We start from the raw sequence: 16,854 nt of genomic DNA on the forward strand, positions 1-16,854 counted from the left end.
CCCCTTTCGGTGAATGCACTTTTATAACTAACCAAAACAAGGCCTTAGTCTTCCGACTGCCCAGGATCCGCCATCCGCACAATCTTCGGGGTAAATCGCCCGAGAATATCTACCAACTCCTGCTGCGCAGCCATTACGGTGTTAATATCCTTATACGCCATAGGCGCCTCATCTAATCCGCCCCCAATCAGGGTTACGCCGTGTTCTTTCAGTACGGTACGCATGTCATGCCCTGTAATACGCTGCAGCGCTGCAGAACGAGACATCTGCCTCCCCGCACCATGACTGGCAGAGGAAAGAGACTGTACTTCTCCTCGCCCCCGAACAATAAACCCAGGCGCGGTCATAGAACCAGGAATAATGCCCAGTACGCCTTTGCCCGCTGGTGTAGCTCCTTTACGATGCACAATTACTTCGCGCCCTTCATACATTTCTTTCCAGGCAAAATTGTGATGATTCTCTACCCTCGCCAGCAAATTCCCGCCTACGGCTCTGATCAGCCGCTTATGAATCAAATGATGACAAGCAGACGCATAATCCCCAGCTAGATTCATAGCCAACCAATATTCCTGCCCTGCCTCGGAATTCAAATCCAGATATGCTAACTGCTGTACCTGGGATGGCAATGGACATAATTCCCTCGCCAGCCGCGTGTACTCCCCCGCAATCTGTCCACCAATTCCACGAGAACCAGAATGCGACAATAACGCTACATACCGCCCCGGTAGCAGGTTCAGATCATTATCCACCGCTACAATTTCTACTAAACCCCACTCTACAAAGTGATTCCCAGAACCAGAGGTTCCCAACTGAGCTACGGCTTTATCCTTAAGGCGACGAAGGAATGGAATCTCCCTAAATTCTTCTCTTTCTAATACTGGGTCATCTTTCTCTATATCTAATTCTCCCCCTACGCCAAATACGGTATTCTTTCCCAGCTCTTTCTTGAACTTCTCAAACTGCCCTTCCAGTACATGTTCTGGCAGATCCAAAATACTCATGCACATCCGACAACCAATATCCACCCCTACGCCATACGGAATAATACTGTTCTCTGTTGCCAATACACCGCCAATCGGCAATCCATACCCCTGGTGCGCATCGGCCATCAGGGCGCCTGCTACGGTAACGGGCAAACGCATTGCGTTATTCATCTGCTTCCTGGTCCCCTCATCAATAAAAGCGGACCCATAAGTATAATAAGGCACTGGCTCCGCCAATAATGCGGCTTCTTTCCGCTCCGGCGCTTCTTCCTTATGCAACTTCACAGCTACCTTATCCAGGAACTCATGTTCCAGGAATTGTTCTGGCGATTCCAGTACTTGCAGCAATAATGCTTTCACGGCTGCTTCACTGGAATATTTATAATGCATATTAATAACGGTCATGGCTACACTGATAGCAGGCCCTTGCGGATATCCAATGCCTAGCAACCATTTACCGCTGATTTTAAATTTTCCCATTTTTCCTTTTAAGGTTTATTAATTCACCATTTCCTCGACTTCCTGCCTGCGAAATCCAATCACTCTTGGCTGGGTTTCTGGCACCGTTTCATGCGGATTCGTAATCTCAGCCACACTCATCGGACGAGAAATGATTTGGTTGAACCCTAGATGGTCCGACAAACGCTGTGCCTTTTCCACAGACAACTTACCAAACTCATAACGGGCTATCAGCCTGCCTTTACGCAGCAAAGCGTTATCAACCGATTTAAGATCACTGTTAAATGAACAGATCAACTGTACATTCAAACAATCGGACAACAACCCATCCGATAAATTCAATAAATTGGATACAGATGAACTGCCGGTTATTTTCCTGTCTAGTATGATATTTTCTGCATCTTCTATGATCACTACACTGTTGGGATTTTCTACCAACAAATTCATGAAAGAAGGACTGGTGATGTACTCTGCCATATCTGGGGAGACAAACAACACTTTCTTCTTCAGTCTGCCAATCAGATAACGGAGATAAGTGGTTTTTCCTGTTCCAGGCAAACCGTGCAGCAACACAATTCCCTTGTCCTTATCTTTCTTCAAACGCTGTTGTATCAACTGATCCACGGCTATGAAGTCATCTTCGTAATATAAAGCCAAATCCAACTTGGTACGCTTGATCTCCATACGCTTCAATCCCATTCCTCCATCTTGGGAGGATATCAGGTTGATCTCCTGTGGCTTGCGCTTCGCTTTCTGTTTCAATGGTGCTATGGCAGCAGTCACTTTGCTTACAAAAACATCATCCCCTTCCGGATGCAATATTTCCATATACTGAGATTCGAGATAGATCATGCGTTGCTCCTTTAACAGGAAAATGATTTCATCATGATTGTACGAATTCGTATTCCGGTCATAATCTTTATCTCTGTAGATTTGAATGATGTCCGCGGCCAGATTGGTTTCTATCCATTTGATGGCCTTCTCCTTATCCAGGTTGAATATGGAGTGCATACTTGGCAACCTATTACAGTGGTGAAAGTATACATTCATTTTATCCAGGAATCCTCCGGAGGATAGATACAAATCACCGATATCTGGGTTTCTATATGAGTTGTTCATTTCGTTTATACGTTTATGTTAGATAAGGACTTACCGGAGCCTTCGCTCCGGCATCATACCTTTCGTTAGTGGTCGATACTAAGTACGCGACCGGTTGGGGTTATTGGGTTAATGCAAACAGAGATGAAAAAAATATTTTTCTAAAGGACATAAAAAGCCTGGCAGGGCAGGATTACCCCGCCATTGCAATGTTATGTACCTCCTCAATAAGTCATATTCATAAAAAAACCCGGCCTGTTGAACACGGACCGGGTCTACTAACGTTAACGTATATACTACGTTATCGCATACCTTGTCCGTTTAGCTTGCTTGAGGGCAAAGCTATCTCCAAACCATTTACAGTAGCGGGTTTCCGCAACTGCCAATAGTTCATGGCTCCAGTGTTTTTGTTCGATTACAGATATAATCATCATCGAAAAATGCAATAAAAAAAGCCCGGTTCACGGAACCGAGCTCTTTTTTACTGATACAAGTATATTTTCTACCTGTAAAAACAAAACGCCCGGAACTCGCTCTCAATCAGCACTATGCCGTGATCCGCGAAGCTCATATTTGTGTTATAGCGTTTCATTTTTTAAAGGTTTATTGAATTAATAATTTTGACGATGCAAAGATAATTATAAGTGTTTTGATATTGCAAATTTTTGACAAACTTTTTTTAAATTTTTTTTACGTGTCGTAAATTTATCATGATCGCTATGCCTTCTTCAGCAGTACTTTCTGTCCAACAAAATCCACCGCTGCATCTATCACCTCCAACATACTAGCCCAGCTCTCTGCTTTCTCAAAAGCATGCTTATAAATCTTCTTCACCGTTACATGTAGTTTATCTCCTTCTACTGTACTGCTTACAATAAAGGAACCGCAGGCATTATCTACATTACGCACCAACTTCTCCGCACCCTCTACTTTATATCCTGCTGGTATATGCACAACGATATCATGTTCAAAACTACGCGCAAATGGTTCATACATATCCACCTTACGATCACGCTGTTCCTGCTTGATGGTCAGTTGTCCGCCAATTAATCGGCCTACATCAAATATATAATTATTGCCTGCTTTCTTCAGGAATCCTTCCAATATAAATTTAGTATCGTACACAAAATCAGGATTGGTATGACGCATGCCCATATTCTTGATCCTATAAGATGTTAGCTCTTTCGGCGTTGCGTCAAATTGTGATTTCACTTCACTATTGAATGCGTCTTTCTGGTCTTTCCGTGCCTGTGCAAAGGCATTGGTATATTCTTCTGCCAGCGCTTTGTTTCTGCGACTGTCAGCGAATTTTTCCATAAAGGATTCACGGATACCCAGCGCCTGCCTTTCTTCCTCGTAATAATCTTCAAACAACAAAAGATCTTTCTGCCCGTCTGCTCTTAATGCGCCACGCAAGGTAGTAGTACGATCTACCAACAGTTGTTCCATTTTATTATCTAGGGAGATATCAATTTTCTCCAGATGGCTATTCTGATCTGCAGTACTGAATGGGATTTTCACACGCGTTGCAAATGGAGGATCATCTTTCTTTTGAGCGCCACCCACTTCATTCGTCACAATAGCATTCTGACCTTCATGGGCAGTAGAAAAAATATTACAATGTGAAAATACACTGGCAGAAGTAATATACACTGGTTTGTCCGTCCTGGTTTTCAGCACATACTCAAAATCCCCTGGCTCCAACAACTCTCCATCTGCTGGACCATATTTGTTGGTCACCAATACCACATCACTCCGTATATCCAGTTCATGCAGGGTTCTAGCCACCAGGCTGATAAATAGGCGGTTGTCAGAATCACTTAGATTTCTAGAGAGACCCACGTTAATCTTGCTATCTGGGAACACTCTAAAAAACGCCATGTATCTCATCGCATAAAATACATAATAAGGAATACTATCTTTCGGCAATTTACTACCTCTATCCCGCTGATAAGTTTTAATCATGTCGCGCACACCATCCACATAAGACACAGGGCCCGGCGTACCAGCATAACGGTAATTACCAAGGGCTCCCAATCTTGCTCCAGATACGATTTCCCCATCCAGCGGATTTCTCCGATAGCTGCCTGCTGGCACTTCTATATCGCCATACACGTATTTTCCGTAGTTCACATTCATACGAATATTAGCCACTTGCCGATAAGGCGACATCCACAATTGTGTAGGCAATGCGGGAATATTTCTCACTAACAAATCAAATACATTACCATCGTCATCTTTGGTGATTTTGAAATCAGGTGCTCCATTGGCGGTAGTATATCTAATCGAATACTTATCACTTATTTCGCAGTGTACAGAAAGCTGTTTAATGGGCTTGTCATCTCCCAAAACAAAAATCTGTTGGTCTATGGCGCCACTGGCATCTTTCATTTCTTCTACCAGAACAAAATAATCAATGATATCGCCCACTTGCAGATCGGGAATAGCCAGTTTGCTTTTCTGTTGCTTGTTTTCATCCTGCTCAGTGACCATTTCTTCATCCACTTTCACTTCTTTACGAGTACCATCTGCTTTGATAATCCGAACACCGATAATGGTAGTAGCTTTCGCCCGAAAGCCATTCAGTTGGCGGAATTTCTTAAAGCTGAATTGAGAATATTCCTCCAACGCTACTTTATCGTTAATCTTCACCATTTCCCGAACGGTAGTAGCATAAAAGATATCCCGCTGTACATAAAAGCCAAATACACTGGCTTTCAGCTTCTTGGAACTCGAGACCTTTACATCGATATGTTTTGCCAGCACCACAGCCGATTGCTTGGTATCGATGTTCGTAAGATCAGGCTGATTAAAGGCTTTGATGTTCCAGCCCCAGACTTCCGTACGGGCGGTAATAGCCCGCTCATTATACTTTTCTAGGTCTTTCTTTTTCTGCGCGAATGTCAGTACAGATAGCAGTAAAAAGAGCAGTGTTAGATGCAGTACTCTCATAGTTGATTAGGATAAACTATTTCTTGTTAAGGGTAACTTGTTCCAGGTAGGCTTTGTTCAGCGCCTGAATATCCGTATTCCACTGGTTAAAGGCAGATTTCTCCAACCAGTTGTTTTTAATAATAATTTCTTTTTGGTAGACGACTTTCGCTCCGGCCTGTTTGTACGAAATATGGAAGGCATATCCGTCTCTGTCTATGGTGAGTCCCTCTGGTAATTCTGCTTTATACCCCGTAGGAATTTCCAGGGTGGTTTCATGCTTCACGTGATGCTTGTATTGAAACAACATATCAGAGGTGCGTTTGGCGGTATCTATGGAATAACTACCGAACTCTTTTCGGAAGTCCATCTCTATAAACATATCATCTCCAAATCCGGCTACAGCGCCCTGGAAACGAAGGTCATAGTTGATATCCATCGGATGATTCCAGGTTTCCATATCGGAGCTCACGAGGTTGGTAATATTGTATTTATCATTTGTTTCGTTTAGATAACGTACCAATGCGTCACTCACTTTCTCTTTACGAATACCATTTACTTGCGACAGCATAAACTCTTTACTTTCTCCATCCCACTGGTGACGGGCTTTCCCGACGAGTGCATTCCCTTCAATCCGCAAGGTTCGCGACTCTGTTTCTGTATTCTGTGTATAAGTACGGGTGGGCACACGGTCAAGGATAAACGAATCTCCATCTTCAATCATCACCTGCCTACCTTGGATGCGTTGAGCATATTGATTCATCCCGATATATGTTTCCGTTGCATCCAGGAAGTAGCGTTTCCCTTTATAGTTCAGCGCACAGATCATGTGATTATCCACCGCCATGCTGGGAATGGAATAGTCGTACGCAATGTGATCCGTACCAATCCAGCATAGGCGGGCATCAAATCCTAAAGCTTTCAGCAAACCACGGGTAAGATTAGCCATCCCTTTACAGTCGCCATACTTATGCTGTAATACAGACTGGGCGGCCTCCGGCTTAAATCCAGCAATACCGTCTTCAAAAGCGATATAGCGGATATTATCCTGTACCCAGTGATATATAGCCATAATCTTAGCGGTATCGGCGCTTAGTCCTTTTGTAATCTCCTGTGCTTTTTCTTTAATAGTGGTTTCATTGTCACCTATTTTATTCACCAGGGAATGATACCAAGCATACAGATCTTCTGTTTTATTAAAGTATTTTAATTGCTCGCCGGTCTTGGCAGTGGCTGATTGAGATAGCACCAATAGATGTGGATATTTGTAGGAAGGTCCGGGAGACTGCCGTTCCTTTTGTGTAGCTGCTAATCCAGTAGCGGTATAGGTGTATATGTCTGCATCGTGTTTACTATCATACTCCGCTTTTTTGACAATATTAGCTCCATTGAAATTCATCTCTTTAATCTCCGCCTTCATCCAACGAGGAATGACGATGGTCACTGTTTTGCTGGTTACTGGGAAGATTTCGGGGAAATAGATAGCTGTGAAGTACCTGGGATCTAAGATTGTTTTCTCCAATTCCACTCTGCTTTCCGTCCCTTTCTTTACCAGGTCGAGCATCAGGCCGCATATCTTCGCGTCGGAATAGAATATATCGTCCACGGAATAATTGGCGTACTTAGGCTGGATATCTTTGCGTCTGTCATTATTTATGTAGACACGTACTTCATCTATCCGGCTTTTATCATCATAAAACACCGCGAATGGCACATTCGTACGGAACTGATTACACACGTAGGTTGTTTTCAACTCCTGTTTGATGTTGATGGGATTATCCTTATCGCTGCTATAAACGAATTCATATCGATCTTCCTGCGAACTGATGGTAACATTTTTTTCAGGATCGTCGTAGGCACTGGCAGGTAGGGTACATAGCAATAGGCAAATGTACAGGAATAGGTATTTCAGATTTTGGGTCATATTAGGCTACTGATTACCATTAAATATAAATATTATAAATAATTTTAACAAAAAAGCCGGCAGGAAAACCCTACCGGCTTAATAATCAGCATACCAGGGAATTAACAATAATAGATGACCTGATTATTGGTCGACCTAAAAATTATATTAGTACCGCACTGTCTTCGAACTGTTTTTCCAGTCTTTGCATTTGACGGATATGACGTTCGATATGTTTGGTAAGGAAGTAGATATACTGATAGATATCCAGTTTGCCCAGTTGGTTGACAGACATGTTGGTGAACACCAGCACACCTTCTCCGTTTTTGAGCAGGGATACGTTGTACATGCATTGCGCATATTGCTGTTTGAGCAATGCTTTGATTTCTGCCAGGTTCTTGAGTCCTTCCGGTTCCATATGTTCTGGTCTTACCCAGCCGAAGGATTTGCTACCGATTACATCGATTTGTGCAAATTTCTCTTCGTAATCTGCGGGTACTACTACATTATGGCCGTTTCTTTTACGGTCTAATGCCCGGCGGGTGGACTTGTTAATGATGAGTAACAGAAAATAGTTGGTCAAAGAGATGTGTTCTAACACTTCTCTGATACTCCATTGATCGCGTTCTGGTTTGAAGTTCAGCAATGCTGGGTCTTTTTCAAACCATTGGTCTAACTCCCTGAAATTGGTGAGTAAAGCCTCTCTTACAACTTGAATAACATTCCTCATGGTGCTACTTTTTTGGGGTTATGTACTATCCTGGCTTTTCTGGTCAGCACATAACTATTTATAATTGTGTTTCCATTCATTTGGCCAGGGGAAATAAAAAAGCCCGGCCGTATTTACGGGCCAGGCCAAATGTTGTAAGGGTGCTTACAAAATTACATACGAGGTCCGTATGGCTTTTTTAAGGCAAAGCCATCCTGATTATACCAAGCACATTGTTGTGAGGTATAAGTATAAAATTTAGTTATCGAATGAATCTGGTTCAATGACATCATTACTATCAGCATCAAAAACAAAAGGTCCCGCTGTGGCAGCGGGACCTTTGTTTATATCGTTTGATAACTTACTATCGTTAACAATCGGTGCAACATGCCCGCATCTTCGTCTGGACCTGCTTTTGCTTGCAGGCCATCGCGATAATCTTGTATGTTGAAAAAAGTTGCACAGTTATGTTTAATTGAAAACAAAGGTAGTTTTTATTTTTTATCAAAGGAAAAAACTATCCTACTTTTTTTGTAGAGTTAACAATAAATTCAACTACTCTACATCCGGGTTACACGATCAAAATAAACTCAACTGTGAAGTAGGTCTTCGGAATGCTTCTGTATTGAATTCAAAGCGTTCCTGGTTCAGACCATGCTTCTTAGTATATATACGAAATTGTTGTCGGATAAGATCTGCGATATTGCCATCTCCCTTCATTCTTCTTCCAAATTCGCTGTCATTCACGTTTCCGCCGTGCAAGCCTTCTATCATATGCCATACTTTATCGGCACGGTCAGGGAAATTCTTATACAGCCAATCATTGAAGATGAGCTTTACGGCATCATTCAAGCGTACTACCGTATAGCCGGCAAACTTGGCTCCGTTTTCTGCGCTAGCTTCTATCAGGCGGGGTATCTCCTGATCATTCAGTCCGGGTATGATGGGGGCTGTCATCACACCAACAGGAATGCCTACGTCACTTAATTCTTTTACGATTTTAAGCCTTTGTGCTGCAGTAGTAGTGCGTGGCTCCATTTTCTGGCGTAAATCTTCTTGCATCGTGGTAATGGAAACATACACACATACCAGGTTCTCCGCAGCCAGCTTCTGCAAAATATATCGATCTCGCAATACCAGTGAATTCTTAGTGATAATACCCACTGGCTGCTTGTACTCCAGGCATATCTCCAGCAATTGACGTGTTAGCCACATTTTCCTTTCTACCGGCTGATAACAGTCCGTATTCCCAGAAAGAGAAATCGGCTTCGGTACCCAGTTTTTATTATCTAGGAACTTACGTAACAACTCCGGTGCATTATGCTTAACAATTATCTTTCGCTCGAAATCTAATCCTGCACTCAGTCCCCAATACTGATGCGAGTTGCGAGCATAACAATAAATACATCCATGCTCACAACCCTGATACGGATTCATGGAATACCACATCCCCACATCCGGACTATCTACCTTGTTCACCAGGGATTTAGCATGCTCCTCAAAAACTTGTGTAGGTACATCTGCCTGCCACCATTCGTCAATACCTTCCGTATGTTCTTTCACATACTCATCCGTCAGGAAGCGATTCCTGGGATTGATCTGGGCTCCCCTCCCCTTATAGTATTGGTTTTCAGGCGTACCTTCCTGGAAAGGCAATATCATACACTAAATATTTTAGTAAAACTACTAAAATATTTAGTTACTTCATATATTTTTTAGTATTTTGGCTAAATAATCTCCATCTGTTTCATTAAGAAGGTGGCATTCTTATTTCTCGCTACGCCTTCCCTGATCCTGTAATCAAAATATAGGTGATCATCCTGGATCGTACTCTCAAAGCAATAGTTGCGAATCCGCTGAGGATATGTCTCTTCCAAATGCCCCAGCTCCAGATCGTGGGTAGCTACCATTCCCAAACAATCGAACTGTATAAAATGCTCTATCAAACTACGAGAGCCAGAAAGCTTGTCTTCCGAATTCGTTCCCTTCAATATCTCATCCAGCAACACAAATACTTTCTTTCCGTTTTTCAATTCCCTTATAATATGCTGTAATCGCTGCAACTCCGCCTGGAAATAAGAAGTATGACTGGCAATAGAGTCCTTTATGCGCATGGAGGTCATGATATGCATGGGCGTAAACACAAAGCTATCCGCACATACCGGTGCCCCGCACATGGCCAGCAACAGGTTACTGCCCACACTACGCAGGAAAGTACTCTTTCCAGACATATTCGACCCAGTGATAATCAGGAAATCGGCCATACGACCAATACTTCCATCATTCTTTACACAATCTGCTTCTGGAATCAATGGATGCCCTAAAGCGGATGTCTCTAGTACCAGCTTGCCTTCCTGTGGCAAAGGCCAGTTATAACTAGCATGGTTATACGCAAACGTGGCCAGACTATTCCATACCTCCATCTGCGCAATGACATCCAGCCATTTATTCAAATCATCCCGGTGGCTCAATTTCCATTTCTCTAGGTTCACCATGCAATGTAAATCATACATCAACAGGGAATTCAACACCACGGCCACTATCAGGTTCAGTCGCTGATCCAGCGCTCCACTAATACGCGCCAGTTTATGCAATGCAGTATCAGCGGATATGGCTGTTTGCTGTTGTTCTTTCAAGAGACGCGCATCCCCGAATTTAGTATCACGGATCACACGCAGAATAGTATCAAACTTGCCCAATATCTGCGCTTTATGCGCCATCAGGCCATGCTGTGCTAATACGCGCTTCTGACAGCTCATCAGCACCATCCAATTAATGGAAAGCATCAGTAACGCCCAGGCGTATACTCCCGTAAATGCATACACGAAAATGGTGGCAATCATCAACACAGGTAACAACCATCTACTTACCTCCCAAAATTTCTTCCCCAAGAACTCTAGGGGCATTTGCAACCAAAGATTGAGCTCTTTCTTATCTTGCCCGTCTTCTTTTGCTAGTGAGGCCGTAGCGGCCAACATCTGGCGAAACTCCAATTCCGGTGCTAGTACTTTCAACGCCTCCTGGGTGTCTTTGATGAGGGCCACATCCTGATGCGGTGATTGCAAAGTGGCCGCTAGTAGATCACTCCCCGAAAGGGTACCCGTTCTGTTGATATGCTGATAAATCGAGGAAGGGCCAAATACATCCAAATCACTGGTAAAATCATGACGCTCATTTACATACCTATTCCCATCCTCAAAGCGCGACTCACTCGTAGTAACTAGGGTATACTCCTTTTCATTCAATTCCAGCAGTGCTTTTAGCAACTGTAAACGCTCCTGGCTTTTGATGTACTGCTTCAGCAGCCATAAGAAGCCTACTACGCCAAGAATGGCTGCCACCAACCATATCATATTATGCTGTAACCGGAAAAACTGTACCGCACCCCATATGGCTACCACAAATGTCAATAACCTTAGCCAGGCATATGTTGACGTGCGCTTTTGTTCACGTTCACTATCTGATTTTAAGGTGGTTATCCGCTGCTGATATATCTCTTTAAGTGTCATAATTCGAGGGTTGTGTGTACAAAAAAGGAGCAAAGGGCCAAAGATATCCAAATCTTCGCTCCTTTGCTCCTTATTATCTTACTGGAAAAGATCCTAGGCGTACTGACGTTTCAGTAACTCAGGATACTCATTGCTTACTTTCAGTATCAATTCACCGAATAATGTATTCGCCCAGGCAAACCATTTACGGGTAAACTTAGTGGGGTCATCTTTCAGGTACGACTCATGTATAAACCCGGTATTACCATCTGTATTTCGCAGTATTTTAATACAAGCGGCAATTTCCTCCTTATCATGACTAGTCATTGCTTTCATGATGATACTCATCGGCCAGATATAATTCTCTCCTGTATGCGGACTACCAATACCATCTCCAAACTTACCTTGGTAATACCATGGATGGAAGGTGCTCCAAAGGAAATGACGGGAAGCTTGATATAATGGGTCGTCAGCAGTAGTATAACCCAGGTATGGGATAGACAAGAGACTAGGTACATTGGTATCGTCAATGAATAAACGATTTCCATATCCATCTACCTCAAAACCGTACATATTACCCAACTTAGGATGCTCTACGATCGCATACGCCTTAATAGCGCGATCCACTTCATCTGCAAGTACAGTACACTCTTTCGCGAAGGCGGCATCTTTATACACATTTTCACTAATCTCTGCCAGTTGACGCAGCGATACTACGGCAAACATATTGGAAGGAATCAGGAAAGGAAATACAGTGGCATCATCTGAAGGACGGAAAATACTTACAATCAGGCCAACTGGGAGCATAGGCGAACCCCATCCTGCATTAGGAACGGTATCAGACTGCCATGCAGTAACACGCTGAAATTTGTAAGGGCCTTTGCCATCTTTACGTTGCTGTTCCTTGAAGGTTTTAACGATCAGATGAGCCGCTTTTTTATATTGTTCGTCGAATACTTTGGTATCGTTGCTATTCTTCCAGTAATGGTATGCCAGTCGCACAGTATAGCAAAGAGAATCGATCTCCCATTTACGCTCATGCAGTTCTGGTTTCATATCGGTCAGATCTTTTTCCCATTCACTGCCAGTAGGGCCATCGTTGAAGGCATTGGCATAAGGATCGATCAAGATACATTTGGTCTGACGGTTGATTACACCCGCAATCAACTGTTGCAACTTAGCATCATCTTTTACCAGGGTGAGATACGGCCATACCTGTGCAGACGAGTCGCGCAGCCACATCGCATTGATGTCTCCTGTAATCACGAATGTATCAGGTTTTCCATCCACCATTTTGTGGTTAACAGTGGTATCCAGTGTGTTAGGAAAACAGTTTTCAAACATCCACGCCAGTTTGCTGTCTGCAATCTGTTTCTTTACTGTTACTATTGTTTTCTCCACCGCTGCACTGGTAAACTTACGCTGGGCCAGTGGCGGACGCTGAGAACTATATCCATCCCATCCAAATACCGTCTTCGGCAATCCCAGACTTACAGCTCCTGCCAGCAGGGCGCTGTTTTTAAGAAAATCTCTCCTTGCAACCATAACTGTTTGAGTTTATGAAACTGTAAAATAAAAAAGTTTTCCGGATTTGCTAAATCGATTTGCCTGTTTTCACGCAAAGGCGCAAAGAAGCAGAGGCGCAAAGATGATTGATTGGTTTGTTGGGATAGGCAGGATATAAAAAAGCAGCAAAGTGAGTTGGAATTGTATAGAGAGACACGTGTCTCCCTAAACCTATACAATTCATCTCCTTTGCTGCTTTATAATACTTTATACGCTTAGGTACACAACTGGCAGATTCCTTTGCGGCTTTGCTTCTCTGCGTCCTTTGCGAGCAACTTACATATTCCTTCTGTACTGCCCTCCTACTTCATAGAGTGCATGTGTAATCTCGCCGAGGGAACAGTGCTTCACCGTTTCCATCAGTTCCGCAAAGAGGTTGCCGTTATTCACCGCTACCTGTTTCAGTTGCTTCAGTGCCGCTTCACGTTTCGCCTGATGTCTATGCTGGAAAGCTTCCAGGGTATTGATTTGGAATTCTTTTTCTTCGGTGGTACTACGAATTACTTCCGCTGGAATAACGGTTGGAGAACCGTTCTTATTCAAGAAGGTATTCACCCCTACAATCGGATATTCGCCGGTATGTTTTAGAGACTCATAATACAGGCTTTCTTCCTGGATCTTATTACGTTGATACATACGCTCCATCGCACCCAGTACGCCGCCGCGTTCTGTAATACGCTCAAATTCTGCTAATACCGCTTCTTCTACCAGATCGGTCAGCTCTTCAATGAAGAAGGAGCCCTGAATTGGATTCTCGTTCTTAGCCGTACCGAGCTCGCGGTTGATAATCAACTGGATAGCCATTGCACGACGTACGCTTTCTTCTGTAGGCGTGGTGATAGCCTCATCATACGCATTGGTGTGCAGAGAGTTACAGTTGTCGTATATCGCATACAGCGCTTGCAGCGTGGTACGGATATCGTTGAAATCAATCTCCTGCGCATGCAAACTACGTCCGCTGGTTTGGATATGATATTTCAGTTTTTGAGAACGATCATTCCCTTTGTACTTGTACTTGATGGCTTTTGCCCAGATACGACGAGCTACACGGCCAATCACCGCATATTCCGGATCCATACCATTACTGAAGAAGAACGACAGGTTAGGCGCAAAATCATCGATGTTCATACCCCGACTCAGGTAATATTCCACATAAGTGAAACCATTAGCCAGCGTGAATGCCAACTGTGTAATCGGGTTGGCGCCAGCTTCCGCAATATGATATCCGGAGATACTCACAGAGTAGAAGTTACGCACCTTTTGATGGATGAAGTATTCTTGTACATCTCCCATCAGTTTTAATGCGAATTCAGTAGAGAAGATACAAGTATTCTGTGCCTGGTCTTCTTTCAGAATATCCGCTTGCACCGTACCACGAACGGTACTCAATGCATGCGCTTTTATCTTTTCATATACTTCTTTATCCAGCACTTCTTCTCCGGAGATACCCAACAAAGCCAGTCCCAGTCCGTCGTTGCCGGCAGGGAGATCTCCATTGTAATGTGGCAATGGATGATCTTTGAATTTATCTTTGATAATAGCCTGTACTTTTTCAGTCAGCCCATTTTCACGGATGTATTTTTCACATTGTTGATCTATAGCCGCATTCATGAAGAAGGCCAGCAGAATAGGCGCCGGACCATTGATCGTCATAGATACAGAGGTTTTCGCATCACAGAGATCAAAACCGCTATAGAGTTTTTTCGCATCATCCACCGTAGCGATACTCACACCAGAGTTACCAATTTTACCATAGATATCAGGACGAATGGCAGGATCTTCCCCATAGAGCGTCACGCTATCGAAGGCAGTAGATAAACGTTTTGCTGGCTGATCCAGCGATACATAGTGGAAACGTTTATTGGTTCTTTCCGGGCCACCTTCTCCGGCAAACATACGAGTAGGATCTTCCCCTTCCCGCTTCAGCGGGAACACCCCAGCAGCATATGGGAATTCACCAGGCAAGTTCTCTGTCAGTTGCCAACGGAGGATATCGCCCCAATCGCTATACTTCGGCAAACTAACCTTTGGAATACGGCTATGGCTAAGACTCTCCGCATACAAAGGCAATTTGATCACTTTATCTCTTACCTGGAATTCGTAGAAATCGGCAGTATATTTTTTAACGATAGCTGGCCATTCTGTAATCAGTGATTTGCATTCCGGATGCAGTTGTGCTTCAAGGCTGGATTTAATATCCTGTAAAGTGCCTAATTTATCCGCATCCAACTGGAGTTTCATCACTCCTTCAATCTGGTACAACTGTGTAGCCAGTTTGCACTGTTCATCTACCCATTTGCTATAATCCCCGATTGCTTCTGAAATTTCAGCCAAGTATCTTACGCGAGCTGGTGGAATAATCTGGGATTTAGTAGTGGTAGCCTTTACGCTTTCATGTTCCAGGGAACCAAAGGAAACACCTGATTTTTCGATCACCTTTTCCATCACGCGTTCGAAGAGCAGGTTAATGCCTGCATCATTAAACTGGGATGCGATGGAGCCTACTACTGGCAACTCTTCGTCTTTTGCAGTCCACAGGTTATGGTTGCGTTTATATTGCTTACGCACATCATGGAGGGCATCCAATGCGCCAGCTTTATCGAATTTGTTGATAGCAATCACATCCGCATAATCCAACATATTGATTTTTTCCAACTGTGAAGCGGCACCATATTCTGGCGTCATTACGTAGAGGGAAACATCGCAGTAATCGGTGATAGCGGTATCGCTTTGGCCGATACCAGAGGTTTCCAGGATGATGAAGTCGAATGCTGCTGTTTTGCAGATGTCGATGGCTTCCTGGATATGTTCACTGATGGCTTTATCAGATTCGCGGGTAGCGAGAGAACGCATGTACGCTCTTGGGTGGTGAATGGCATTCATGCGAATACGATCGCCCAACAATGCACCACCAGTCTTCTTTTTGGACGGGTCCACAGAAATAACTGCAACAGATCTATCTGTAAACCTGTTCAGAAAACGGCGTACCAATTCATCGGTCACACTACTTTTACCAGCGCCACCAGTACCGGTAATACCCAATACAGGGATATTATCTGTATCTGGAGTAGTGGTGATTTGTGCGCCATCTGCCGCCACCGTCACTGCTTTGCGGGTTTTCATGCCGCTCAGCATAGCCACTGGTATATCATTTTCCGCCAGGGAAATAGCTCTGGCGATTATTTTAGGATTCTTGTCTTTCTTCAGTTGGGCAGTATCTTCTCCGCCAGTACCGGCAGGCAATGGCTGTACAGCTACATCACATCTGCTGATCAGGTCTTCGATCATACCTTCCAGTCCCATATGACGGCCATCATCCGGAGAATAAAGGCGTGCGATGCCATAGGCATGCAGTTCGTCTAATTCAGTTGGCAGAATGGTTCCACCACCGCCACCGAATATTTTTATATGACCACACCCCTTTTCTTTCAAGAGGTCGAACATGTATTTGAAGAACTCCACATGCCCGCCCTGGTAGGACGTAACGGCAATACCCTGCGCATCTTCCTGGATGGCACAATCTACAATTTCCGCTGCAGAGCGGTTATGCCCCAGGTGAATCACCTCTGCTCCTTTTGCCTGCATTATACGGCGCATAATGTTGATAGCAGCATCATGACCATCGAATAAGGCGGCCGCTGTTACTATGCGAACCTTGTTTTTTGGTGTATACGACATATAGAATTCTGATTTTACCCACACCGGCTGGTGCGATCT

9 protein-coding genes are annotated in these 16,854 nt (G+C 43.8%); all 9 read right to left on the reverse strand.

Features of this window, described 5'->3' with window-relative positions; all coding sequences use genetic code 11:
- Positions 1-44 precede the first annotated feature (44 nt).
- Positions 45-1,463, reverse strand: coding sequence for an RtcB family protein (locus JO154_RS17315; protein ID WP_291947800.1), 1,419 nt, complete (start codon positions 1,461-1,463; stop codon positions 45-47).
- Positions 1,464-1,481: 18 nt separating this feature from the next.
- A complete protein-coding gene (locus tag JO154_RS17320; protein ID WP_291947803.1) occupies positions 1,482-2,561 on the reverse strand; it encodes an AAA family ATPase in 1,080 nt (359 codons plus the stop codon).
- A gap of 696 nt (positions 2,562-3,257) precedes the next feature.
- Entirely contained in the window at positions 3,258-5,492 is a 2,235-nt protein-coding gene (locus JO154_RS17325) for a DUF3857 domain-containing protein (protein WP_291947805.1), read from the reverse strand.
- 16 nt (positions 5,493-5,508) lie between these two features.
- Positions 5,509-7,395: a transglutaminase family protein gene (locus JO154_RS17330; RefSeq protein ID WP_291947807.1), complete on the reverse strand. Its 1,887-nt coding sequence runs from the start codon at positions 7,393-7,395 to the stop codon at positions 5,509-5,511.
- Positions 7,396-7,537: 142 nt separating this feature from the next.
- The gene (locus JO154_RS17335; RefSeq protein ID WP_291947809.1) at positions 7,538-8,104 is read right to left on the reverse strand and encodes a DinB family protein; all 567 of its coding nucleotides are present in this window, start codon (positions 8,102-8,104) and stop codon (positions 7,538-7,540) included.
- A 558-nt stretch (positions 8,105-8,662) separates the two neighbouring features.
- The gene (locus JO154_RS17340) at positions 8,663-9,745 is read right to left on the reverse strand and encodes a PA0069 family radical SAM protein (RefSeq protein WP_291947811.1); all 1,083 of its coding nucleotides are present in this window, start codon (positions 9,743-9,745) and stop codon (positions 8,663-8,665) included.
- A gap of 65 nt (positions 9,746-9,810) precedes the next feature.
- Positions 9,811-11,592 carry a hypothetical protein gene (locus tag JO154_RS17345; RefSeq protein WP_291947813.1) on the reverse strand — a complete coding sequence of 594 codons (1,782 nt, stop codon included), beginning with the start codon at positions 11,590-11,592 and terminating at the stop codon, positions 9,811-9,813.
- A gap of 93 nt (positions 11,593-11,685) precedes the next feature.
- Positions 11,686-13,116, reverse strand: a complete 1,431-nt coding sequence (locus JO154_RS17350) for a glycoside hydrolase family 125 protein (RefSeq protein WP_291947815.1) — start codon at positions 13,114-13,116, stop codon at positions 11,686-11,688.
- Between the two features lie 297 nt (positions 13,117-13,413).
- Positions 13,414-16,815, reverse strand: a complete 3,402-nt coding sequence (locus JO154_RS17355) for a methylmalonyl-CoA mutase family protein (RefSeq protein WP_291947817.1) — start codon at positions 16,813-16,815, stop codon at positions 13,414-13,416.
- Between the last annotated feature and the right edge of the window lie 39 nt (positions 16,816-16,854).

It is taken from the genome of Chitinophaga sp., from assembly GCF_019236475.1.
Lineage (GTDB): Bacteria > Bacteroidota > Bacteroidia > Chitinophagales > Chitinophagaceae > Chitinophaga.